The 24753-nt window shown below is 65.2% G+C and carries 10 protein-coding genes and 1 CRISPR repeat array; of the genes, 1 reads left to right on the top strand and 9 read right to left on the bottom strand.

Annotation, left to right across the window (positions count from 1 at the left end):
• Window positions 1-80: 80 nt before the first annotated feature.
• Together AC3WP6_RS14880 and AC3WP6_RS14875 are read right to left on the bottom strand one after the other, a co-directional pair.
• Window positions 81-1439, bottom strand: a complete 1359-nt coding sequence (locus AC3WP6_RS14880; protein WP_492628391.1) for a S41 family peptidase — start codon at window positions 1437-1439, stop codon at window positions 81-83.
• 296 nt (window positions 1440-1735) lie between these two features.
• A complete protein-coding gene (locus AC3WP6_RS14875) occupies window positions 1736-2962 on the bottom strand; it encodes a murein hydrolase activator EnvC family protein (RefSeq protein WP_492628390.1) in 1227 nt (408 codons plus the stop codon).
• Window positions 2963-3065: 103 nt separating this feature from the next.
• On the opposite strand from AC3WP6_RS14875, the gene AC3WP6_RS14870 reads away from it, so the two are divergent.
• Entirely contained in the window at window positions 3066-4295 is a 1230-nt protein-coding gene (locus AC3WP6_RS14870; RefSeq protein WP_492628389.1) for a nucleoside recognition domain-containing protein, read from the top strand.
• Between the two features lie 152 nt (window positions 4296-4447).
• A CRISPR array of direct repeats spans window positions 4448-9425; the repeat unit is 36 nt; unit sequence GCTTCAATGAGGCCGCAGCGTAGTGCTGCGGATAAC.
• A gap of 220 nt (window positions 9426-9645) precedes the next feature.
• Here AC3WP6_RS14870 and cas2 read toward each other — a convergent pair.
• The 7 genes from cas2 to cas3g all read right to left on the bottom strand — a co-directional run bounded on the left by cas2 (window position 9646) and on the right by cas3g (window position 24713).
• Entirely contained in the window at window positions 9646-9936 is a 291-nt protein-coding gene (gene cas2, locus AC3WP6_RS14865; RefSeq protein WP_492628388.1) for a CRISPR-associated endonuclease Cas2, read from the bottom strand.
• Between the two features lie 23 nt (window positions 9937-9959).
• Window positions 9960-11681 carry a CRISPR-associated endonuclease Cas4g/Cas1g gene (cas4g/cas1g, locus tag AC3WP6_RS14860; protein ID WP_492628387.1) on the bottom strand — a complete coding sequence of 574 codons (1722 nt, stop codon included), beginning with the start codon at window positions 11679-11681 and terminating at the stop codon, window positions 9960-9962.
• Between the two features lie 46 nt (window positions 11682-11727).
• On the bottom strand, window positions 11728-17385 hold the full coding sequence (locus AC3WP6_RS14855) for an AAA domain-containing protein (RefSeq protein ID WP_492628386.1): 5658 nt from the start codon (window positions 17383-17385) through the stop codon (window positions 11728-11730).
• A gap of 123 nt (window positions 17386-17508) precedes the next feature.
• Entirely contained in the window at window positions 17509-19011 is a 1503-nt protein-coding gene (csb2, locus tag AC3WP6_RS14850) for a type I-G CRISPR-associated protein Csb2 (protein WP_492628385.1), read from the bottom strand.
• Window positions 19012-19014: 3 nt separating this feature from the next.
• A complete protein-coding gene (gene cas7g / locus AC3WP6_RS14845; RefSeq protein WP_492628384.1) occupies window positions 19015-20055 on the bottom strand; it encodes a type I-G CRISPR-associated RAMP protein Csb1/Cas7g in 1041 nt (346 codons plus the stop codon).
• 24 nt (window positions 20056-20079) lie between these two features.
• Window positions 20080-22293: a type I-G CRISPR-associated protein Cas8g1/Csx17 gene (gene cas8g1 / locus AC3WP6_RS14840; RefSeq protein ID WP_492628383.1), complete on the bottom strand. Its 2214-nt coding sequence runs from the start codon at window positions 22291-22293 to the stop codon at window positions 20080-20082.
• Window positions 22290-24713 carry a type I-G CRISPR-associated helicase/endonuclease Cas3g gene (gene cas3g / locus AC3WP6_RS14835; protein WP_492628382.1) on the bottom strand — a complete coding sequence of 808 codons (2424 nt, stop codon included), beginning with the start codon at window positions 24711-24713 and terminating at the stop codon, window positions 22290-22292. The genes cas8g1 and cas3g overlap by 4 nt, the downstream gene beginning before the upstream one ends.
• Between the last annotated feature and the right edge of the window lie 40 nt (window positions 24714-24753).

The raw sequence follows: 24753 nt of genomic DNA, 5'->3' as shown, positions 1-24753 counted from the left end.
CCGTGGCGAGACACCCGCTTTGTGGGTGGGGCTGAAGCCCCACCCACAGGACATGAGGCGCCGAGGCCGGTGGCCGCGGGCTACTTTGCGCTTGGCCGCAGCGCCATGCCTTTCAGCACGTTGAGGGCCTGCGCCAGCGCGTAGTCGCGGGTGGCGAGGGCGCCTTCGGCGGCGCTGCCGTCGTTGTCGATGCTGCCGCTGGTTTTCGTGTTTTCGTTGGCGAGGTGGTGCGGCAGGTCGGCTTCCGAGTTGATCAGCGCCGGGGCTTGGTCGGCTTTGTGCACCGTGAGGTCGGCGAGCGGGATGTCGGGCTTGATGCCTTCGGCCTGGATCGAGGTGCCGTTGGGCGTGTAATAACGGGCCGTGGTGAGTTTCACCGCGTGGTCGGCGTCCAGCGGCAGCACGGTTTGCACCACGCCCTTGCCGAACGTGCGCTGGCCCATCAGCAGTGCCCGGTGGTTGTCTTTCAGCGCGCCGGAGACGATCTCCGCGGCGGATGCCGTGCCGTGGTTCACCAGCACGACCAGCGGCGCACCGTTCAGAAGATCGCCGGGGTGTGCGGCAAAGCTCATGTTGGCGTCCGGCAGGCGACCGCGGGTGGTGACGATGGTGCCGGCATCGAGCAGGTCGTCGCTTACCGCGACTGCCGCCGTCAGCAGGCCGCCGGGGTTGTTGCGCAGGTCGAGCACGGCGCCTTTCGGCGCGCCGTTCTTGGTGATCAGCGTGGCGAGCTTGTGCTCAAGATCGGCCGCGGTGTCGCTCTGGAACTGGGTGATGCGAATGTAGTCGTAGCCGGGTTCGAGCTGGCGCACCTTGACGCTGGTGATGGCGATGTTCTCGCGCGTCAGCGGCATATCCACCGGGGTGTCGCTGCCCTTGTGCAGCACGGTCAACGTGATCTTGGTGCCGGGCTTGCCGCGCAGTTGCTTGAACATCGTATCGACGTTTTGCGGATCGACCAGGGTGCCGTTGATCTTGACGATGCTGTCGCCGGGTTTGACGCCGGCGCGCGACGCGGGTGTGTCGTCGATCGGGGTGACGATCAGGAGGCCGCCATCCTGTTGCAGCACTTCGATGCCCAGGCCGCTGTATTGCCCGGTGGTGTCTTCGTTGAGCTGAGCCAGGCCGTCCTTGTCCAGGTACTCGCTGTGCGGGTCGAGCCCGGCGAGCATGCCGGTGATTGCGTCTTTCATCAGGTCGTGGTTCGAGACCGGCTCCACATAGGCCTGGCGCACGATGTCCACCACGCGGCTGAAACGGCGGATGTCCTGCAGATCAATCGGCTGGTCTTTGGCCTTGGGGGCATCGGCGCGCACGTGGGCGGGAGCAAGGTCGGTCGGCGGTTCGGGCGCACTGGTGGCGGGTGCCGGCGCGGTTTGCGCATACACCAACGGCGCCGCCAGCAGCAGCGAACACAGACTCAAAGTGGAAAACCGCATGCAGCAACTCCGCAGGGGCAGGGGCGCATACCGCGAGGCGCGGTCAGGCCGACAATGTCCAGCGTGCGACGTCCGCGTGCGGCCGTCAACGGCCGGCAGTCATGCCTGTGACGGCTCGGAAATCCGGCAGTCATGGGCGTCGCGCTTTGGCCTGAGCGGCCGGGATAGGGAATACGGGATGCGGGATTCGGCAACAGCTGCCGGCACCAGGCCACGGCTGACCGCGTGCGTCGTTGCCGTCCGACTACGGTCTTGCCTCACGCTTGGATCGCCGCCCGTACGCGCACCGGCACGGCTCACGCGCCGCCGCGCTTGCCCAGCCAACTGCGCGGGTCGACCGGTTTGCCGTCGTGGCGCAGCTCGAAATACGCACCGGTGTTGACCCCGGTCGCGCCGGCCGCCGTGCCCACCGCCTCGCCGGCCTTGACCGCGTCGCCCACGCCATGCAGCAGGGTTTCGTTGTTGCCGTACATGCTCATCCAGCCATTGCCGTGGTTGACGATGAGCAGCATGCCGTAGCCGCGCAGGAAGCCGGCGTACACCACACGGCCGCCAGCCACCGCGCGCACCTCGCTGCCGCCCGGCGCGCGGATCAGCACGCCGTTGCCGTAGCTGTGCACCTCGCCGGCCGCCGGCCACGGCAGGTTGCCGCGGATGTTCTGCCCGGCGGCCCCCACGGCCAGCGGCGGCGGTGCCTTGCCGCCGTGCCTGCGGGCTGCGGCTTGCCTTGCGGCCTCGCGCGCGGCGGCTTCGCGCATGGCCTGGTCAATCTGCTTTTGCAGCCGATCCACCAGATTGTTCAGCGCTTGCTCGTCCTGCTTGAGCGCGGCAAGGCGTTGGGCCTGGTTCTGGTAGGTGGCGTCGGTTTCCGCCGCCAGCTTTTGCTGCACGGCGCGTTGCGCGGCAAGTTGCCGGTTTTGCTGCTCGCGTTCCGCGCGTGCGGCCTGCAAGGCTTGCTGCTCGGTGGTGATCTGCGCTTCCAGCGCTTGCAGTTGTGCGAGATCGGCCACCAGCTGCTGCACCTTCTGCACGCGATCGGCCTGGAAATACTTCGAGTAGGTGAGAGCCCGGGCGATGCGGCTGGTGTCGGCGCCGTCGAGCAGCGTGCGCAGGTCCGAACCGTGGCCCAGCGCGTAGCTGGCGCGCAAGAGGTCGGCGATGGCAGCCTTCTGGCTGTCCAGTCTTTGCTTGAGGTCGGCGCGTTGCTGCTGCAGGTCGTCCAGCTGGCGCTGCTTGGCGGCGATCTGCGCGTCGGTGTCGCGCAAGGCGCGCGCGGCAGCGGCCAGCGCGGTGGTCTGCTTGGTCAGCTCGGCGTTGAGCTGCGTGCGTTTGCTGGCGGTTTCCGCCTGCTGCTTGCCCAGCGTTTTCAGCTGCTGTTGCACGCTGCCGAGTTTTTGTTTGGCCGTCGCCTGTTCGGTTTGCGCCTTGTCCTGGCGCGCTTGCACCGGGAGCGCGGTCAACGTGGCCGCCAACAGCAGGCTGACGAGAAGCGGCATGGGGAAGGCGAGGGGTTGGCGCAGCATGCGCGGATTATCGCCGAGCCGGGCACCCGCGGCGAGTCGATGGTGCGCGCCACACTGGCCGCGATCACGCACAATGCGTGGGTTCCCCGGCGGCGCGAGGCGCATGCTCAATCGGCTCTGGTACGGCTTTTTTCTCGCCGCGGCGGTGGCAGCGCTCGCGCGCTGGCTCGTCGGCGGCGACGCCGGCGTGTTCGCCGCCATCGTCGGCGCGCTGTTCGACATGGCCGACCTCAGCGTCAAGGTGATGCTGCTCTTGTTCGGCACGCTCACGCTGTGGCTGGGTTTTCTGCGCATTGCCGAACAGGCCGGGCTGGTCGAACGGCTGGCAGTGTGGCTCGGCCCGCTGTTTGCGCGCCTGATGCCCGAGGTGCCGCGCGGGCATCCGGCGATCGGCCTCATCACGCTCAACTTCGCCGCCAACGCGCTGGGCATGGACAATGCGGCCACGCCGATCGGTCTGCGCGCGATGCGCGAATTGCAGACGCTCAATCCATCCGCAGACACCGCCAGCAATGCGCAGATTCTGTTTCTGGTGCTCAACGCCTCGTCGCTGACGCTGTTGCCGGTGACCATCTTCATGTACCGCGCACAGGCTGGCGCGCACGACCCCACGCTGGTGTTCCTGCCGATCCTGTTGGCCACCAGCGCCTCGACCCTGGCCGGGTTCCTGAGCGTGGCATTCATGCAGCGCCTGCGCGTGCGCGACCCGGTGGTGCTTGCCTGGCTCGGCGGCGCCGCGCTGGTGCTCGGCAGTTTCATGGCGCTGCTGGCCTCGCTCTCCGCCGCCGCGCTGGCGGCGCTTTCCGGCCTGCTCGGCAACCTCATGCTGTTCGGCGTGATCGTGCTGTTTCTGTGCGCCGGCGCGTACAAGCGCGTGCCGCTGTTCGACAGCTTCGTCGACGGCGCGAAACAGGGTTTCGAGGTGTCGAAAAACCTGCTGCCGTATCTGGTGGCGATGTTGTGCGCGGTCGGCGCGCTGCGTGCCTCCGGCGCGCTCGACTTCGTGCTCGAAGGCATCCGCTGGAGCGCGGTGCACGCCCACCTCGACACCCGTTTCGTGGACGCGCTGCCCACCGCCCTGATCAAGCCGTTTTCCGGCAGCGCCGCGCGCGCCATGCTGATCGAGACCATGCACCACTACGGCGTGGACAGCTTCCCCGCACTGCTCGCCGCCACCGTGCAAGGCAGCACCGAAACCACCTTCTACGTCGTCGCCGTCTATTACGGCGCCGTCGGCATCACCCGCGTGCGCCACACCATCGGCTGCGCCCTGCTCGCCGACCTCGCCGGCGTCCTCGCCGCCATCGCCGTGTGCTATTGGTTTTTTGGCTGAGGGGTAATGGGCGGCGTTTGTCTGTTAAGTATGTATCAAGGGCCATGTAATTGGGTAAGCGGCGCATAGAACCTTGAGTTACCCGGGGGCGGCGAATGTTATTCGGATTTGATTAGCTTCTAGGTTTCACAATGGTGGCCTCGGCGCCCTCGGCTACAATGGGGCCTCAGCATAGTGCCGCGGATAGCCATCGAGTGCATGATCGACCACAATGCGGTCGCCATCGCTTCAATGAGGCCGCAGCGTAGTGCTGCGGATAACGAGCAAGACGCGCTTCGAGGCGCGCAGCCCCGGCCTGCTTCAATGAGGCCGCAGCGTAGTGCTGCGGATAACATAGGGAGCGCGCCGTTTGAGGTCGCCGTGATACGTGCGCTTCAATGAGGCCGCAGCGTAGTGCTGCGGATAACCGCCTCGATCCCGGTGCCGTTGGAGCCCAGCGCAGCGCTTCAATGAGGCCGCAGCGTAGTGCTGCGGATAACCCGGTCACACACTCGCCGATCATTGCGGAAGCGTTCCCGCTTCAATGAGGCCGCAGCGTAGTGCTGCGGATAACCGAGCAGCTGCTCGCCGGGCCAAGGGAGTCAACCCATGCTTCAATGAGGCCGCAGCGTAGTGCTGCGGATAACCCGATGCTGCCGACGATCGCCGTATCGCTGGTCATGCTTCAATGAGGCCGCAGCGTAGTGCTGCGGATAACGGACGTTCTTCTTCAGATCGTTCAGCGTCGGCATCACGCTTCAATGAGGCCGCAGCGTAGTGCTGCGGATAACGCGCCGTGAGGCTCCCGATCCACGCAGCACCCCACAGCTTCAATGAGGCCGCAGCGTAGTGCTGCGGATAACTCGCCGTGAGGCGAAGCATCCCGCATAGGTGGCAGAGCTTCAATGAGGCCGCAGCGTAGTGCTGCGGATAACGCGTGAAGTTGACCGGTGAGCTGTTCGGATCGCCCGGCTTCAATGAGGCCGCAGCGTAGTGCTGCGGATAACAGCTGAGGACGACGTTGATGGTTCCACCATTGGAACCAGCTTCAATGAGGCCGCAGCGTAGTGCTGCGGATAACCAACAACGTCTGGAGCGGTGTTTGATCAACCGACATTGCTTCAATGAGGCCGCAGCGTAGTGCTGCGGATAACCCACTCGAACACCTTGCGGCTGCTCAGCGCCCACTTGCTTCAATGAGGCCGCAGCGTAGTGCTGCGGATAACTCAGGACGGTATCGTCGTTGCGCTTCGCCAATTCCATGCTTCAATGAGGCCGCAGCGTAGTGCTGCGGATAACCGGACGTTCAGCACCCGGTCCACCATGTCCGCAATCTTGCTTCAATGAGGCCGCAGCGTAGTGCTGCGGATAACTGATGCGCTGCGCTTGCAGCCGGGCGTTGCTGACGGGCTTCAATGAGGCCGCAGCGTAGTGCTGCGGATAACGTCGCGGTCAGGCCGACCACGCGCAGGGTCGGGTTGCTTCAATGAGGCCGCAGCGTAGTGCTGCGGATAACAGTTGCAGGCGCTGATCCACGGCAACGCTTACGCGGCTTCAATGAGGCCGCAGCGTAGTGCTGCGGATAACCACCGTGTGACGCCCAGTCGTGCACCGGCGTCGCCTTGCTTCAATGAGGCCGCAGCGTAGTGCTGCGGATAACAGCAGCAGGCAGTACAAGACGGTCGCGAGCGCAAGCGCTTCAATGAGGCCGCAGCGTAGTGCTGCGGATAACCGGCTCGCCGCTGGCGATGAAGCGCGGATGAGCTACTTCCGCTTCAATGAGGCCGCAGCGTAGTGCTGCGGATAACCCACAGCGCGCGGACGGCGGCGGACAGCCTCGTCGTGGCGCTTCAATGAGGCCGCAGCGTAGTGCTGCGGATAACTGGTGTGCACGACGTATTCGACGATGACCACCTGTCAGTGCTTCAATGAGGCCGCAGCGTAGTGCTGCGGATAACAAGGGACAGCCATGGGTTACACCTCAAGAACGAAAGAGCTTCAATGAGGCCGCAGCGTAGTGCTGCGGATAACGCCAGCGCGACCGGCGCGACGCTTGGCCGCTTGCTCAGCTTCAATGAGGCCGCAGCGTAGTGCTGCGGATAACCTCCGCGTACAACCGAGCGGCGCCGTCGTGGCCGATGCTTCAATGAGGCCGCAGCGTAGTGCTGCGGATAACACGTCGCCGTGCGCGCCGATGCTGACCCGACCAACGTCGCTTCAATGAGGCCGCAGCGTAGTGCTGCGGATAACGTAATACGAACCATCCGTCCATCCTCGTGCCCCAGAAGCTTCAATGAGGCCGCAGCGTAGTGCTGCGGATAACATCCTGAGTGGCGAGTTCAGTTTGGTGAGTACTACAAGGCTTCAATGAGGCCGCAGCGTAGTGCTGCGGATAACACTCGCGGCGTGTCAACCGGGCGGCGCGTGATGCAAATGCTTCAATGAGGCCGCAGCGTAGTGCTGCGGATAACCCCTGGATCGATTTCGTTCGCATCGCGAAGGGTTGGCTTCAATGAGGCCGCAGCGTAGTGCTGCGGATAACTTGTTCGATTTCGTCCGCGGCTTCGTTGCCGATGCTGCTTCAATGAGGCCGCAGCGTAGTGCTGCGGATAACAAGCGCAGTACCAGCACGCACACGCCAACCGCTGGCCGGCTTCAATGAGGCCGCAGCGTAGTGCTGCGGATAACCACCGTCGCGGCGCTTCATCTCGACGTACAGGCCGTGGCTTCAATGAGGCCGCAGCGTAGTGCTGCGGATAACCGGTCTTGCTGGGGCCAGATGTACACGGAGAGCTAGCTTCAATGAGGCCGCAGCGTAGTGCTGCGGATAACTGGTGGGCCGCGCGCCGCTGCTCGATCTGGCGCACTTGCTTCAATGAGGCCGCAGCGTAGTGCTGCGGATAACCGCCGCCGCCGCTGACATGCTCAACCGACCGGAGGAAGCTTCAATGAGGCCGCAGCGTAGTGCTGCGGATAACCGATGCCGAGCGCAACCTGCTCGCGCTGATCCAGCCGCTTCAATGAGGCCGCAGCGTAGTGCTGCGGATAACGTCGACGTCCAACTCCTTCCATGCCACGCCACGCCGGCTTCAATGAGGCCGCAGCGTAGTGCTGCGGATAACGGGCGAGCTGTCGTTCGGTACCTACGACGACCTGCTGGCTTCAATGAGGCCGCAGCGTAGTGCTGCGGATAACATGATGGCGACATGGAAGCGCGCGTAGCCAAGCTTGCTTCAATGAGGCCGCAGCGTAGTGCTGCGGATAACAAAATCGCGCTCAGGGCAGTGGTGGCCGACACGCCGCTTCAATGAGGCCGCAGCGTAGTGCTGCGGATAACGACCTTGCGCACGCTGCCGATGCCACCGCCGGCCGGGCTTCAATGAGGCCGCAGCGTAGTGCTGCGGATAACCTACTCTCCGACGCGCAATGCGAGTGCGATCGGGCTGCTTCAATGAGGCCGCAGCGTAGTGCTGCGGATAACGATGCGGTTGGCCTCGATGGCCGCGTTGTAGGCAGCGCTTCAATGAGGCCGCAGCGTAGTGCTGCGGATAACGTTCCCGTAGCCCTGTTCGAGCGCGCCATCACGTAGCTTCAATGAGGCCGCAGCGTAGTGCTGCGGATAACCGTGTAGCCGTTCTTCTGCGTGGTGCCCGCCGGGATGCTTCAATGAGGCCGCAGCGTAGTGCTGCGGATAACCTACGAAGATGACGTGTTTTCACAGCAGGTGCCGGGGCAGCTTCAATGAGGCCGCAGCGTAGTGCTGCGGATAACCAGCTTGGAGAGCTGGGGGGACGTGGCGGTGTCGCCATGCTTCAATGAGGCCGCAGCGTAGTGCTGCGGATAACACTGGGACGGCATGGACGCCGTGACGCCGGAACACCGGCTTCAATGAGGCCGCAGCGTAGTGCTGCGGATAACGCCTGGTGCCGATGTATAACCTGGATGGCCTTGAGGTGCTTCAATGAGGCCGCAGCGTAGTGCTGCGGATAACAGGCGATCTATGCGCGTCACATGCGCGGCGACAAAATGCTTCAATGAGGCCGCAGCGTAGTGCTGCGGATAACCGGCCAATCTGGAACAGGTGACGGTGAAGTACACGTAGCTTCAATGAGGCCGCAGCGTAGTGCTGCGGATAACGACGTGGAGCAACGACTTCACCGAATCGCTGGAATGGCTTCAATGAGGCCGCAGCGTAGTGCTGCGGATAACAAGCTTTCGAGCGTCGGCACGGGGCGCTTCGATGCGCTTCAATGAGGCCGCAGCGTAGTGCTGCGGATAACCGCCGACGTCCCGGTACGGAACGGTGCGCGAACCCTCGCTTCAATGAGGCCGCAGCGTAGTGCTGCGGATAACCGCTTCCGCTTCGTGGCCACGGCCACGCCGTCGCCGCTTCAATGAGGCCGCAGCGTAGTGCTGCGGATAACCTTTGATAGCAGTGTTGGATTGCCTTAGATCACGTTTGCTTCAATGAGGCCGCAGCGTAGTGCTGCGGATAACTTCACGCCTTCGGTGCTGAGCACCGCGACGTGGGGCGCTTCAATGAGGCCGCAGCGTAGTGCTGCGGATAACCTGGCTGGTCTGGCTATCCATTCCGCAGCCTGGCAAGCTTCAATGAGGCCGCAGCGTAGTGCTGCGGATAACACGCAACCTGACCACGATCATCGGCGATGCCGAGGTGCTTCAATGAGGCCGCAGCGTAGTGCTGCGGATAACCAACGTGCTCACCGCCCGCGTGGTGCGGCTCGGCACGCTTCAATGAGGCCGCAGCGTAGTGCTGCGGATAACCGCGGTGCCGGTGACGGTCGTCTGGTACTTGGTGCCGCTTCAATGAGGCCGCAGCGTAGTGCTGCGGATAACACGGCTGGTACGAGCCGGGGCAGGCCATCAGCGGCGCGCTTCAATGAGGCCGCAGCGTAGTGCTGCGGATAACCGGCACGACGTCGAGCGACGTGGTGCCCTCCTCCACGCTTCAATGAGGCCGCAGCGTAGTGCTGCGGATAACGGCCAGCAAGCCGTGCATGCCGTCCATGTCGCCATCGGTGCTTCAATGAGGCCGCAGCGTAGTGCTGCGGATAACCCCAACGAGTGGAAACCGGGGCGTCCGCAGCGGCAAGGGCTTCAATGAGGCCGCAGCGTAGTGCTGCGGATAACAGTCCCCTCGCAAGTGGCTGAGTGGCAAGCGATTTGGGCCGTTGTTGCGAGCGCTGGCGAATGCTAGCACGGACCCGTTGCCACACGTGAGGTTCCTGTGTGTGATGTGCCTGCAAGTTACTGTTTTTCAAAGAACGCTTGGATGCGGGTGCTGGCCGGGGTTTGTGGCACCAGTGGAGCGCTCGCGACGGCGCGGCAAAGGCCGCATGTAGCGTGGTGACTATACGATGACTGGTTCGCGGGCGACGGGATCGAACTTGTCGCCGAGACTGACGACGCGGGGTTGTACCTTGTCGGCAGGGCCGAGATCGATGATTAGCAGAGCGTCGACCTTGTGGTTGATGGCGCTGTCCAGCAGTTGGATTAGCTCGGCGTGGCCGCGGCGGCTCAGGCGACACTGGAATACGGATAACTGCAGCCATTCGCCGAAGCCTTTCATAAGTTTGAATACACGGCGCCAGCGTTTTTCGTCGCGGATATCGTAGGTCACTAGGTATAGATGCTCGTCCATATTGGTCTCGTGGCCTGCGACGCTCAGCGCGTCGTGAAGTTGGGGTATTCGTCCAGCTCGCCGAGCAGAAAGCGACCTAGAAGGCGGGCTTGCAGTTCGAGTAGTCGACGATAACTCAGTCGGTAGCCGAACAGTGGGTGAGTGATTTCGTGATTGAGCCGGCGTTCGAAGGCAGCGATGAAGCGTTTGCGGCCGCTGGCGTCGAGATTGACGCTGCCGGCGGCGTTGACGAAATCACTGGGGTGAACTTCACCGTTGTTGATGACCTGCATCACCACGGAGTCGGCCAGTAGCGGGCGGAAGGGTTCCATCATGTCCAGCGCCAACGCCGGGCGGCCGTAGCGGGGCTGGTGATAGAAACCGCGGAAGGCGTCGAAGCCCACGGCGGAGAGCGTGGTCGTCCACGTGCGGGCGAGCATGGTATAGGCGAACGAGAGCAGGGCGTTGACTGGGTCGGTCGGCGGCCGTCGATTGCGCTTGGTAAAGTCAAACGCTGACAGTGCGTCGTCGTCGGGAGTGGCGGGTTTCAGCGTTTGCCTGAACTGGCCGAAGTAGAGCGCGGCAGCGTGGCCTTCGATGCCGAGCAGGGTTTCCAGGCTTTCGGCGTGCTCGGCCTGTTCGCGCACGTGCTTGAGGTCGGCTATCAGCCGTTCGGGCTTTTCTTCGGGTTTCCAGTTGCGGCGCAATTGCGTGCGGCAGTTGCTGATCTTGGCGGCGACGATGCCGCGTGCGATGTGCAGGCAGGTGTGTTCGTTGAAGCTGGCCCGGTATTGCGCAGTGCGTAGCTCCACGTTCTTGTGGCCGTTGCCGGCGGTGTGGCCGAAAAAGAAACCGCCGTAGCTGTGCCAGGTAACAGGGATGTCGCGTTGCATCAACTCCTGCAGGCACGGTGTGGTGATGTAGACGTTGCCCTGGATGACGACTTGTGACACTTCGCGCAGACGAGCACTGGCGAGCAGGTGGCCATCCTTGTCGGTTACTTCCAACACCTCGCCTTTCTTCGCCAGCTTGGCACTGTAATGCTGGATGTAGAGCGGCAGCGCCTCGTGGTACGGCACGGCGAGCGGACGCGGAGTCGATTCGCCACGATGCAGGAACTGCACTTCGTCCGGCAGGCAGATGGTGACCAGCGAACAGCCCGCACATTTTGGGCTGTCCACCAGCGGCGCCGGGATGCGGCCGCCGGCCGCCATGGCGCGCAGTTCCGCAATGGCGTTGCGCGTCATGGCGAGGAGTTCGTCGTCGAACGGCACGGCGACGCGCTCCTTGCTGGCCACGTAGTAGATGGTGCCCCCATCGCAGGTGTAACCGTGCTCGCGCAGCAGCAGGCCCTGCGCACACAGTTGCACGCGTTCGGGATCGTAAACGCCACGGGCAATGTGCGGTCGGCTACCGCGCTTGTAATCGACTGGAGTGACGATGTCGCCTTCACCTTCGATCAAATCGAGTTTGCCGATCAGGCCGAGCTGGTTGGAGGACAGCATGATCGAGCGCGCGTGGATCTCGATTTGTTGCTCGGCGGCTGTTTCCGCGTCAGGCAAATCGCCTGCCGGTTTGTCCACACGGCGATGTTTGTAGCGGCCGTCCACGGTGTCGGCGGAATCGGCCCATTCTCCCTGCACCCATTCCAGATAAGCGAGGCGCGGGCAGTAGACGTGCTCGTTGAGCATGCGGATCGGGATCGGTGGCTGGTCACCACCCAGATCCGGGAACGGAAGCTCGAGATCCCCCTGTTTCGGCTCCATTTGCGCTTCTCCACTGGTTACAGGGCATTACCCGCCCCATCGCTGGTTATGACATTGCCCTCTCGATCCTGGCTAGCACGGCCTCGCGGTCGGACAGCCATTCGATGCCGTCGACGTGCACGACGCGCCAGTCGCGCTGTCGGAGTGCCGTGGCGCGTTGCGTGCGACGGTAGGCGCCATCGTCCTCGCTGCCCTCGTCGCACAGGATGGCGACGCGGTACGGCTTGCCGTCGAGGCTGCCTTCAAGTGCCACGTCCACCTTGAAGCGCGAGGCGCCAACGTGCACGGATGCTTCGATGCTGCGTGCCAGGAGCGCCTCGGCCACTTGTCCGGCCAGTGGTACGTAACCAGGGAAGGGAAAAGCGGCATTCGCCACTGCCGGGGTGTCCGACGCCGAGCGCACGAGGTCGAGTGTGCGGGTCGCGAGTGTGCGCGCGCCGGAAGACAGCTGGTGCACGTATTCGAGATAGGCCTTGAACAGTCGCGGCCCGTCGTTCTTGGCGCGCGCCACGCTCAGCTGATCCGGGTGGAACGAGGCGACGACGATGGCTTCCTCGCGTGCCCGCGACACGGCGACATTCAATCGCCGCTCGCCGCCGCGTTGCCCGAGCGGACCGAACCGCGCCGGCACGTAGCGCTGCACGCCGCGCGTCTTGTGTACGCGTTCGACTGGTGCATGGCCGAGCGAGAACATGATCACGTCGCGTTCGTCGCCCTGTACGCTCTCGATGTTCTTGACGAAGGGGCGGTCGTCGAGCCGCTCGTGCGACTCCGCGGCGGCATAGCGGCGGGTGAACTCGTCGTCCGCGGCGCGGCGCCGGTCGATGGCGTCGAGCACGGCGAGGCGCTGCGACAGGTTGAAGGTGACGATGCCGATGGTCGGCGGCTGCGGCCTGCCCAGCAGTTCGTGGACGAGGTCGACTACTTTCTCGGCCTCCACCTCGTTGCGCCCGTCCTCGTAATGTGCGTCCGGCACGGCTACCCAGCGCAGGGCTGGCGGCACCGGCGGCCTGGCTGAGGCGGGGCAGGTCATCAGCGTGCCGCCATACATGGCGTGGTTGGAAAAGGCGATGAGATCCTCGTCGCGGCAGCGGTAGTGCCAGCCGAGACGCCGTGCCGGCATGCGTTGTCGCGCCAGGGTAAGCAGCGATTCGGATTCCAGGAAGTCGGCGGGCGCGTCCTGCGTGTCCGCTTCGATCTCGCCGTCGTTGCGTGCGGCTTTGAAAAAGGCCGTCGGCGGCATCTGCCGGTCGTCACCCGCAATGGCCACGCGGCGCGCGCGCAGCAAGGCAGGGAAACCGTTGGCGACGGTGCACTGCGAAGCCTCGTCGAAGATGACGATGTCGAACACGGGCTTGCGCGGAAACAGCACCGCCAGCGTTTCCGGCGACAGCAGCCAGACGGGGATCGCATCGAACAGGCCTTGCTCGGCGTGGTTGCGCACGAAGGTGCGCAGCGGCGGTAGGCCGCGTTGCCGCGAGGTTTCGTGTTGCAGCTTTTCGCGGGCAACCTGTTCCGGCGTCCGGCGGGCGTACTTTCCGGCCGCGGCCACCTTGAGCAGCGGTGTCGCGTCCGCGCGCTCCAGCACGCGCTGGCGGGTGACAAGGGCTTGCGCTTCGAGCGCCTCGCTCAGGCGCGCCGTTGCGTTGTCGTCGATGTGGCCGCCTTGCAGATGTGGGGGGAACGCCTCCTCGGCGGCCCGCACACGCTGGCTTGCCCATGCCTTCAGCACGAGATCCGCCCATTGGGTCGTACCCGTGTTGGCGCAGGCGATGGCGATCGGCCCGCCTCGGCTGTCGATCGCGCAGGCCTCGGCCAGGCATCCGTCAAGCGCGGCCACGCGGTCGGATTGTTCGACGAAGCAGCGATGCAGGTCGTGCAACTCGGCTGCCGGGGTGCGGGCATCAAGGTGATGGAAGACCCGGGCGGCATCCCTGATGGCGGCGACATGCTTGCGCCAGGCCTGCACGGCGGCGAAGCGTTCAAGCACGGCTTTTTGCCATGCGCCCGCGTCCTGCGGCAGCCACGCGCCCAGCGATTCCAGCGCGCTGCGCGCGTGGCGCAGGGCACGCAGGGCATCGGTGGTGTCGGCCACGTCCTGCAGCGACTGCGCGATCCGCTTCGCGTCGCCACCGAGCTGATGGCCCAGTCCGGTCTCGGTCAGCACGGCATCGGCGCGCGCCCATAGCTGGGCGAGCCGCAAGCGCTGATGCAGATCACGTAGCAGGGAGGCATCGACGCGCCGGCCCAGGGCATCGGGCCACACGCTGGGCAGTTGCCGCACGACGGTGCCGCGTGCCTTCCACCATGCCGGCGACAGGAAGCGCAGTGGCGAAGTGCTGCGCGCCAGCAGCGTGTGCACGCCTTGCACGAATGCCGGGCCGGCGTTCGTGCGTACCGGCGCGGTGTGTGCTTGCCAGGCAGTGGATTCGCTCATCCATGCTGCATGCAGGGTGAGCAGCGGTTCGCACAGATCGTCGCGGGCCTCCAGCAGTGCCGTGCGCAGCGCATCGATCCGTTTCAGCGACTGCAAGGCCTTGTTGCTGGCCAGGATGGCGTCGACGTGCCGCTCGCTCGATGCCGGGTCGACATGCTGGCGTGCAGTGAGCGCTTCCACGGATGCGGCCGTTTGCGCGGCGCGCCCCAGTGCTTGCGCGAACGTGGCGCGGGTCTCGCGCGAGGTCGCAGCCAATGACGAGCGCGTCTTGTCTCCGCTTAGGCGCCATGGACTGCCCGGTGCCAGCAGATCCGCCCACGGGCGACAGGCCGCCACTGCGTGCGCCAGCTTCAATGCGGATGCGGCGGGCATATCGACCAGCGACGGCATGCCCGGCGGCACCATGGCCGTGATACCCGCCGCGCAGGTCGCAAGCTGCCCCAGCGTCGGTTCGCCCACGGGTGCGAAGCGCACATGGGCGATGCGTGGGCGCAGCTGTGCCGCGTGCGGCGCGGGGTCGTCCGCCGCCACGGCCGGTGCCGGAGCGGCTTCTTCCGCCTGCGGTTCCAGTCGCGCGTGAATCTTGCGGAACAGCGCCTTGCGGTCGTCCACCACGTCGTGGACGACGCCGACGAGCTTGTCGAAACCGATGCCGGCCAGGCGGTTCGCCACCACGTCCAGCGCGGCGCGTTTCTCCGACACCACAGCGACGCGCTCGCCGCGGGACAAGGCATCCGCGACCAGGTTCACGATCACCTGGCTCTTGCCGGTGCCGGGCGGCCCGTCGATGACCAGGGCCGGCAAGGCGCGGGCCATGCGCACCACCTCGACCTGCGACGGGTCGGCGCCGATCACCAAGGCGGGCGGCCGCGTCTCGGTTGCGGAAGGCACCGTTGCGCCGGCTTGCCGCAGCGAAGTCGGCAGGAGTTCGTTCGCGCAGCCGAGCAAGGCGCCGACGTCCGCGTGCGGCCGGTCGAGATCAGCCAGCAATTGCTCGTAGTCGTACAGCAGCTCCGAGCGGGATTGCGGGAACAGGCCGACGACGGCGCAGGCTTCGAGTTCCAGCCGGCGTCCTGTCCAGGTCGGCACGTCGTCGTCGAGCGGATCGAGCGGATGCAGGTCGGCATCGACCTCGAACAAATCCACGCCGATCTGGCGCAGGTGCTCGGCCAGCGCCAGGGCGCCCGCGCCCGCATCCGCTGCGAGGGCATCGAGCCGGTGTGCCAGCTCGTCGGGAAACGGCAGGTTGGCCTTGAGATGGATAAGCCGAAACAGCGCCTGGTTGGCGGCGGGTGGTTCGTCGCGCACGGGCACCAGCGCCATGCCGCCGTCGCCCTCGGGTTCCAGTTCCACCGGGTACAGCAACAGCGGCGCGCGGACCACGTAGCCTTCGACCGCGCCGCGCACGAAGCCCGTGCCCAGATGCAGGTCGCGCGCGCCGGTTTCCTCGCGTCGGGCAAGGTGCTCGCGCCGCAGTTCGACGAGCTGGCGGAGCAGCGCGGCCGCGTCCTTCGATTGGCCGGCCTGTTCGCCGCGCAGGAGCATGACGCGGTGCCCCTCTTGCGCGAGTACGAGACAACGATCGCCGTGCCCGACCATGACGCGCGACAGCGCGGCGAGGTCGAAAGCGCGGCCGATGCGGGTTTCGCGCAGACGCACGGAAGGGCTGTGCCCGTCGCCGCTGACCAGCTCGTCGCGCAGGCGGCGGATCGCCCGGCGCAATGCGTCGCGTGTCGGCGGCGGTGGCTCCGGTGCCGCCGGCGCGGCGTGCATGGGTGTCAGGGTGAACGCGTCGTCCAGGTCGATCGTGGAGAGATTGGCCTCGGTTCCGAGCGCAGCGCGATCCAGCGCCGTGGCGATCTGGGCCACCACGCCGTCGCTGCGGCTGCTGCCGCCGAGCATGCGCAGCAGACGGCGCAGCGTGGTTTGCGCCCCGCGGCGGCGTGCGATTGCGGTGAGGTAGGCGTCCAGCGCCGGCACCGCGTCCTGCGTGCGGACAGGCAGGGGCTTTGCCGCGGTTTCCTCGCGCCGTTCGATGGTGATATGGCGCATGACCGGACGCATCAGCGTGCCGAACAGTTCCTCGCCGTCGAGCAGGCGGCCGATCTCGATCACGCGCGCGAGTTCCCGCGCGTCCGCGACGCCGTCGGCCATCAACACGTGATGCAGGAGATTGAACAGCGGCCGCAGGAAAGCCGGCCCCCAGGCCTTCGCGATGGGCGCAAGCGCCTCGACGCGTCGCGCCGCTTCTTGCGGATCGAGCAGGCGACGCCAATCGGGAACCAGCGGCGCAAAGGTTCTTTCCAGAATCTCCGCCTCGTCGTCGCTCAGCGTTTCGTCGGCCATGGCGACCAGCACGGCCGCCGCCAGCGCCAGTTCGTGCAACTCCGCTGGCGGCGGTTCGAGATATTGGAACGTGCCGTCGAGCCCGGGCCGGCGCAATACGCGCTCGATCAACGCATCGACGTCGGCCATGGCGCGCGTGGCGGGGCCGCATCCGGTCAGTTCGTGGTACAGGTCCGATTCGCTGAATAGCCACGCCGCCCAGGCGCGCACGCCATGCTCGGGATGCGTGACACCCTGCGCGCCGTCACCATCGGCCAGGCAGCTTTCCACCAGCTCGCGGCACTGCGCGAGGTATCCCGCCGTATCGTCGCCAAGGGCTTCGGCCGGCAGGCCCGTGGTCGCCACCATTTCGAGGCGCAGCAGCGCATCGAGATCGCGGGTGGCGAGCAGGGCGTAACGGTCGGCCGTCAGCTCATGTGCCATTGATAGCGTGGAGGCGAGCAGCGCGATTTCCGCGGGAACCCCTTCCGCCACCGCGAGAGAGTTCGACAGCGCGCCGATTTGTGCGTGCGGGGAATCCGGCCCATGCGCAATGAAATGCCCGAATTCGTGGCCGATCACGGCATGCAGTGCGCCATCGTCGAGCAGGGAAAGCAGGCGCCCCTGAATCTCCATCAATATCGGTTCGCGCAGCAAGTGCATTGCCGCGTTTTCCTGCCCGGCCGATTGGTAAATCTCCACGGCGGCCTGCAAGCCGAATGCATCGCGAACCTCGTTCGCGGCAGCTGTGGCGGCGGGCGCCATCGTCGCGGTGAGCCGCACCGCCCGCCCGAGCAATTGCCGCCGCACGGCCTCCGGCTCGGGCGCCGCGCGCTGCACCCCCATCAGCGCCACCCTGGCGTCCTGGGCCAGGCGATCAAGCAACGGCACCTCAAGCGCCACGCGCACCCGCGCGTCTGTCGCGATCTTCCCCGTATCCATGGCAGCCCCTCGCCGGCCCCCTGCGCCGGCGCTGGTGCCCGTTCTAGCAAGGGACGCCGGTGGGGGCAAGTCGAACTTGTTTGGGGCGGGAGAGGTGGTTCGAGTTTTTCCTCAATAAAGGAGTTAGTCGGAATGGATGGGTTTGAACAATCCCAGTCCGTAATGGCAGGTGAATCCAAGGGCCAGTGGGCCCGTCACCGGCTCCGCAAATACCAATCGCCAGAAACTGCCGAGGCGATCGGGTTGCGTGATCCCGCGGCGGCTGCGGAAGCGATGGAAATGGATGGGGCGGCGTTTGCGATTTCTACCGACATCCACTTCGTTGAGCGCTTCCATCCTGACGAGCTCAGGCAGGCCACGCTTATGGCATTCGCGGCGAAGCTGATCCTCTACGCCAAAGCGGCGCTTGACGTACCACGGATGCAGATACGGTGTGACGGACTCCCACGTGGTGCAGCCGTCCGCGTCGCAGTCCGTTAGTGCCGGGGCAATGTCAGCCGATCCACTGGCTTCCAGCGCCAAGCGCCATTCGCTGCCGTCCCGATCCCAGAGTCTGGTGACGCCGGTGAGTGCCTGTTGTTGGCCGTGATCCATACCATCAGGGACAAACACCAGGATACGGTCGAGGCGACCGTCCCCGTTGCTGTCCCATGGCAGATAGGACGCATGCCGGTAGAGGTGGTCAGTAGGCACATCGTGGCCGGAAAAAATCGGCGGTATGTGGTTTTCGCCAAAGACGCGCTTGCATTGGCTCATGGCGGCGACACGCATCAGCTCGCCGATGCGTAAAGTGTCTTCGACGCGAGGCAGCGGTTTGCCGTCGAGGATGAAGCTGACGGCCGTCACTGCAGGCGTCGCGGCACGACGGATGGTTGGCCGTGGGCGCAGCGCATCGACGGGACGCAGGTAATTCACCTTGCGCGCAGCCGGCGGTTGGCTCCAGCCAAGCTTGCGCAGGTCGCCGGTCTCGACGCTGAGCGCATCGAGCAGGGATTCCGGCAGCGTGGCGCCCAGTTTCTTCTGTGCTTTCTTGTCGACCAGAAAGCGTCCGCGCAGCGCTTGGTAATCGGCGCGGGGCAGAGGCGCATACAGCGTCACCAGCTCGCCCTTGACCTCGCCGGTTTGCGTGTCGAGCGCGCAGTCGCCGGGCAGGCAATTGACCGGTGGGGCCGTTTCGAGTGTCCTGGCTTCCACCCAGGATTCGGCGCGGCCGAGATAGCCCATGACGGCGAGCAAGTCGTCCAGCAGGGCGCGCTGATCAGTGGGAAGTGTCAGTTGGGGCCAGACGACGCCCAAGGGCTCGTTGCGATCCACAGCGGTGAAGGCATCGAAAACCAGTGAGGTCTTGCCCGCCGCAAACTGCGGCAGGTAGTGCCGGGTATGGCTATGGCTGGCCGCTGGCAGGCTGTACTCGGGCAGCTCGGTGGACAGGGATTCAATCAGCGCCTGGAGCGTGGCGTCGCTGTGCCTGCCATCGTGCTTGAGCTTGTGGTGCCAGGTGGCGATCAACGCGCGCAGGATGCGCCACGGCTCGGGCGGCCAGGCCACCGCGCCCTCGTTGACGTGGCGGTCCCACGGCGTGGCGTGATAGCGCCCGGCGGGAAAGGTGAAGGCAAGCGCGAGCATGGCTCAATCCCCTGCGCCGTTGGAAGGTTCCGCAGCATCTTTGCCCTTCTTGTCTTTCGTTGCCTTACCGCCGCCGGTATAAGTCACCGTGGTGGACTGGAAATGGGCATCAGCGGCAGCGGCCTTGATGAGGCTGGGAAGCGCCTGCGTGAGCGCTTCCAGCGTGGGAATCTGGAATCCGCTTGGTCGTTGCACGTCGAGGGCCACGCACTCCAGATCGCAAGCGGTGCGCAGACGCAAGCCGGTTTCGAGGAAGGCGCGAATCTTGTAGAGCGCCAGCGCGACCAGCAGGTCGAGCACGGCCGGCGTGAAGCCGTAGCCACGCAGTTGGGCGAGGTCGAGGTTGAAGTAGGCGGCAATATCGGGCGAGACGAATTCGTCACGGGAGAAGGGGACGTTGCCGAAGCCTTCTTTTGACGTTTTCCCTTCTTCGCCCTTGCTTGACTTGATATGGTCGTTTTTTACGCCACCGCTTGCGGCAACCCTTACGCTCGTTGCTTCTATAAACGCGGACAGTGCTCGCGGAGTACGAATTCTTCCTTCGGAAAGGGTCTTCCACTTGTCGCCTTTCTTTACGAGGAAGACCCCGTGAATAACGCTTCCGATGTCGTAGCGCAGGAGCGTCTTGGCCGCGGTTTGGTAGTCGATGGGCCGATCTTCCAGGGCGTGTAAATCGGCCTGCAGAAGGCGAACGACGTCGCCATCGGATGCTTCGAGGATGTACGGCGAATTGATCCGGTGCGCCTCAAGCACCGAGTTGGTCAGCGGCTTGTCGTCCTTGTCCTTGACCTTGATGACGGAGAGCCCCCGGAGCGGAGCCACCCAGTCGTCGGCCACCTTGTCCCAGCACACGGCTTCCAGGCGGTTGGCCATGCTCTGCGCGGACTCCACCAGCAGCGTGGGCGTGCCGTCCGGGCCTTCGTATTGGGCGGCGCCGATCTCGGGAAAGCCGGTGGGTTGGAAGCGCGTGCCCTGCAAGGGCTTGAGCTTGGCGCGCAGCAGCAGGCGCGGGGCATGGGCGAGGGCGGACAGGTCGAGACTCATGGGTGTTCTCCTTGGTATCCGTGGTCAGGCGAAGTCTGGTTCGGGCTGTTTCGTGATGCTGCGCGCCAGCGTTGCGGTGGCTCCGTGGCGCAGCGGGATCAGCAGGGCAGTGGCGGCGCGTTTGGGGTCGATACCGGCCAGTGTGGGCAGCGCGTCGGGCGTGAATCGCGGCGACAAGCCGGAGGCGCGCAAGCGACGCCACGCGATGGCTACGGCACGGTTGCCGTGATTGCCGGCGGCGAGCTGGGCCAGCATGCCGGCGGGTACCGGCGGGCTTTGTCCATCGGCCAGCGCACCGAGCGAGCACAAGGTGCGTTCGGGGGTTAGCGCCAGTTTCATCAGCGCAAAGGCCGCTGGTACGCCGCCCTCGCCGCCGCTGCGGTCGATCTCCTGCGGGATTTCGCACAGCGCGAGGCCCGGCAGCAGATCGGCAATGCGGGCATCCATGCCGTCGTCGCGCAGGAAGGCGGCGAGGTCGGCCAGCGTCGCGCCCGCCGGGCTTTCCAGCGGCTTGTCGTCCATGCCGAAGCGCTCGGCCAGCCACAGTCGCCGGGCAAGCAGCGTGGGTAGCGTATCGGCCAGGCGGCCTTCGAATCCGTCGCAGAGACGATGGCTTTCGTCGGATTCTGGCGTGATCCATTTGGCCAAGCGGCGCTCGACCGGAAAGAGCTGGGCGCGGATGGGTAGCGGTACTTCGTCCACGCCGCGCAGGCCGGCCAGGGCTTTGGCGATACGCAAGGCGGGGGTGCCGTCATCGGCGGCGATGATCCAGCGTTCGGACAGGCGTGGAACCGGCCGCACGGCCTCGCGTGCCTTGCTGCTCGCTGCGAGAGCGGATTGGATCTGGCCAAGCAGGATCAGCAGCGCTTGCGCCTCTGCCATGCTTGGGGTTTTGCCGGAGAGTGCGAACAGCGCATCTTCGAGGCGCTTGCGCAGGGTCTTGAAGCGGGTGGCGGTGTTGCCGTCGTTGGCGAAGCGGCGGAATTTTTCCAGCCAGCCGTGGGTGTCCAGTTCGTCCAGCCATGATGGAGCCGGCGATTCGCTGACATCGACTCGCGCGAGTGGCGTCGCCAGATAGGCTTTGCCCGAACGCATCAGCAGTCCGTAACGCTGAAAGCTTCGTACGCCGCGGTAGCCGCCAAGATGTTGCACGGCGCGAACGAAATCGAACGCATCCCGCGCCGGTTTCCGGCCCAGCGCCACGCGGCCTTCGCTCATCAATGCACGCACCTCCGCATGCGTTGCGAACTGCGGCCACAGGGGCATCCAGAGTTCGCCGCGCGCATTACCTGCATCGCCTTCGCCAAGGCTGCCCGCGCCCGCACTGATGGCACGTACGGTAAAGGGGTAGCTCAGCACGCCGAAAGGATCGTCGGCGTTGCGCCGCACTGTTGCCGCGGCGAACAGCAACGCGCCTTCGATCATCAACACGAAATCCCAGGGGTTGATGGACGCGTCGGCATCGAAGCCCGTGCTGGCATTCGGGCCGCCCGCTTGGCCGGGAGCAAACTGGCCGATGGCGCTTTTGGTCAGCCCGGGTGCCGGTTCGGCAAACAGCGAGGTTTGCAGCCAGCCCAGGGACGCCTGCACCGCGCCTTCGTCATCCGATGGGAGCACGTCGAGGATGCGCTGCATGAAGTTGTTGGTGAAGTCGAGGTTCCCATCGTTCCATCCCGTGCCGAGCAAAGGCGGAAAGTCCGTTGAGCCGCCAGAGACAACAAGCCCAGCGTCCATCGCGACGACACATTCATCGGGCAGGTTGGCACGGAGCGAGAGTATGAATTGATCCTTTGCTTCACCGCTTTCGGGGGCCGTCGTGAGCTTTTGGTGTCTCACGACCTCTTGTGCCTGAAGGAGGGCGTGTCGATAAGGTGCGAGCCGGTGATCTTTGCTCTGAATGATGACGGCTACGATCTCGGTAGCAGTGGTTTTTTGATCGAACACACCGAGTTTCGCTTTTTTGCCTGTTGCTGGGTCGACCTCTTTTGATTTCCTCTCCTGATAATAAAACCCGCTCCCCGCGTTCCACGGCGACATGATCGGCGTCGGCGCGTACTCGCGCAGAAAAAACCGCTCGATGCCTTCGCGATCCAGCGACGTCATCAGCACAAAACGGTCGCCGCGCCAGCTACCGCGTGTTTCGGGATAACGGGCCGACAACAGTCGCAGCACGCCCAGCGCCTTGAGGTAGCTGGCCAGCGGCGTGGCCGTGCAGCCTTCGAGCAGGAGTTCGTTCATTCCGCATTCCCCTCTTGTTCGGCCGCCGAGGCGCGCCAGTCGGCCAGGCGTACCAGCGTTTCCAGCCACGCGAGTTGGAACGGGCCGTGTTGCTCCAGCAGGCGCAACGCCCGCTCGCCCCAGGAGGCGCCCTGTTCGCCGAGACCCATCTCCATCAGGGCGAGCTTGAGCGTGGCTACGGCGCTGTGTTCGCCATCGAAATCGAGTGCGGGCAGTACGTCACCTTCGTGGATGCCGCGCGCGAAGCGTTTGACGGTGGGTTCGGCCTTTTCAGTCGGCATGGCGCGCAGACTCATGCGCACCTTGCCGTGGTGGGCGAGTATCAAATAAGCGATGAGGTCGGCGTGTGGCTCGCCGTTATGCTGCGCCAGCCAGCCAAGCATGGAAGCCAGCTCATGCCGGAAGAATGCACGGCTGTGCCGCATCGGCCCCGTGCAACTGGACTTCGCCAGCGGTTGCGCCGGGTCGGCAGGCAGGTGGCAGCGGTACATGGACTGCTGGAAGACCTCGTGCAGCTTGCCCAGGTCGTGCCAGCGCCCGGCGCGCACGACGTTGACCAAATGCGTGGTTTCGCCCACGGCATCGCAAAGCCGGGCGGCGTGCGCGGCCACGTGCGCCAGATGGTTGGCGAGCGCCACAGGGCGCGGCTGCTGCGAGCGCCAGTCGTCGGCGTAGTCGCGGCGGCTGGCGCTGCTGGCGACTTCAGGGCCAATCGGTACGGGGGGCTTGGCGATGCCGTCGAAGCCAATGTCCGGGCTGTAGCCGCCATCCTGGCTGCGTGCCAGTAGGGTCATGCCGGGGCGCAGCTTGCGGTCGTGCGACAGCTTGGTCCATTGGCCGTCCAGCGTGTCCCAGTGCCAGAGCACGATGTCCTTGCGCTTGGCGAAGGCGGCGATCTGGCCTATCGATACGGGGCAGAGCTCGTCGCGTGCGGGCTGCAGTTGCGTGTCGGGCGTATTGGGGTCGTCCTTGAAGTCGCGCCAGAACAGCTGCACGCCGGGCGCGCCGCTGTCGCGGATGTAGTCGGAAACGTCGACGTCGAAGCCGGACAGATCGGCGTCGGTGTTGAAGAGGTCGAGAAAATCCTTGCGCCGCAGGACGGGCGTGAGCGGGCGGGCTTCATCGGTGGCCGGCAGGTCACCGGGGCTGGCGCTGGTCAGCCCGGCCAGAGTGGCGCGGGCGGTATCGAGCGCCTCGGCGGTGTAGGGCAGCGCCAGAGTTTTATCGGCCTCGATGTCGACCCAGAAGACGCGTGCACCTGCTGCGTTGTGCCTGCCATCGCGGTTGCAGCGGCCGAAGCGCTGCACCAGGGACGCCCATGGCGCCAGCTCGGTGAACATGACTTTGGAGGAAATATCCACGCCGGCCTCGATGGCCTGGGTGGCGACGACGATGCGATCGACACCTGGCCCTTCGCGCAGTTTTCGCGTCAGCTCGCTGCGCTCGGCGGGGCGGAAGCGGGCGTGGATCAGCAGGTCGTCGCAGCCACCGCGCCGCTTTTTGATCGACTGGAAAAGCTGTTGCGCGCGACCGACGTTGTTGAGAATGACGATGGTTTGCGCCGCTGGGTCATGTTGCGCGAGCACCTCCGCGCACAGCGCGTCGATGTACGCCTTGGCGTTTTGCTTGCTGTTGTCCTTGTCGAGTCGCGTGACGGCGGCTTGCAAGGCTTTGGCCGCCTGCAGGCGTGCGCAAGCCTGAGCGCGGTCGGTATCGCCTAGGGTGTGGCGCTTCAGGGTGCCGAGGTGTGGGCGCAGGTCGACCGTGTCCAGCCATGCGGTGCGCAGCGTGGCGGATACCCACAGCGAACGGCTGCTTTTTGCCAAGGGGAACGCAGTGCGCCGAAAGGCTTCGAGCTGGGCCGAGGTGGCGAGACCCGCCCCCATCAACTGCACTTCGTCGTACACCCACAGGCAGTCGTTGTGCAGCAGCGCGAAGTGGATTGGCCATTGGTAGCGGCTCATGCCGTAGCCACGCATCAACGCGCGGGATAGCAGCATGTCCTGGGTGCCGATGAGGATCATGTCCTCTTCTGGGTGTTCGGCCCAGCTAGCGAGGTCGTCCTCGCCGCCCATGAGCACATGGACGGAAACCTTGCCTTCACCGGTCTTGCCGAGGATGCCGAGACGAGTCAGCCAGCGCTCGATGCTGTCGCGGGTCTGTTCCACCAGTACCCGCATGGGCAGGCACCAGACCAAGCGCCGCGGCGTGCCTGAATCGGCCGGTACAGAGCGATCACCAAGCCGCCAGCCGCGCTTCCACAACCAAGCGAGCGTCACGGCACCGGTCTTGCCCATGCCGGTGGGCACATCCACCACGTCCGGCCAGGGGTTGGCGGCCAATGCTTGCTGGAAGGCATAGGGCGAGATGTTGCCGCCAGGTAAGGCGAGTGCGTTGCCAAAGAAAGTTTCAAAGTCCATATGAGTTTCCCATGCAGCGGCATTCGTCGTCGCGGAATCA

It is taken from the genome of Rhodanobacter sp. FW106-HT46G03, assembly GCF_058789895.1.
Note: the sequence above shows the minus strand (reverse complement) of the source record. Positions and strands in the feature narration are given on the sequence as shown.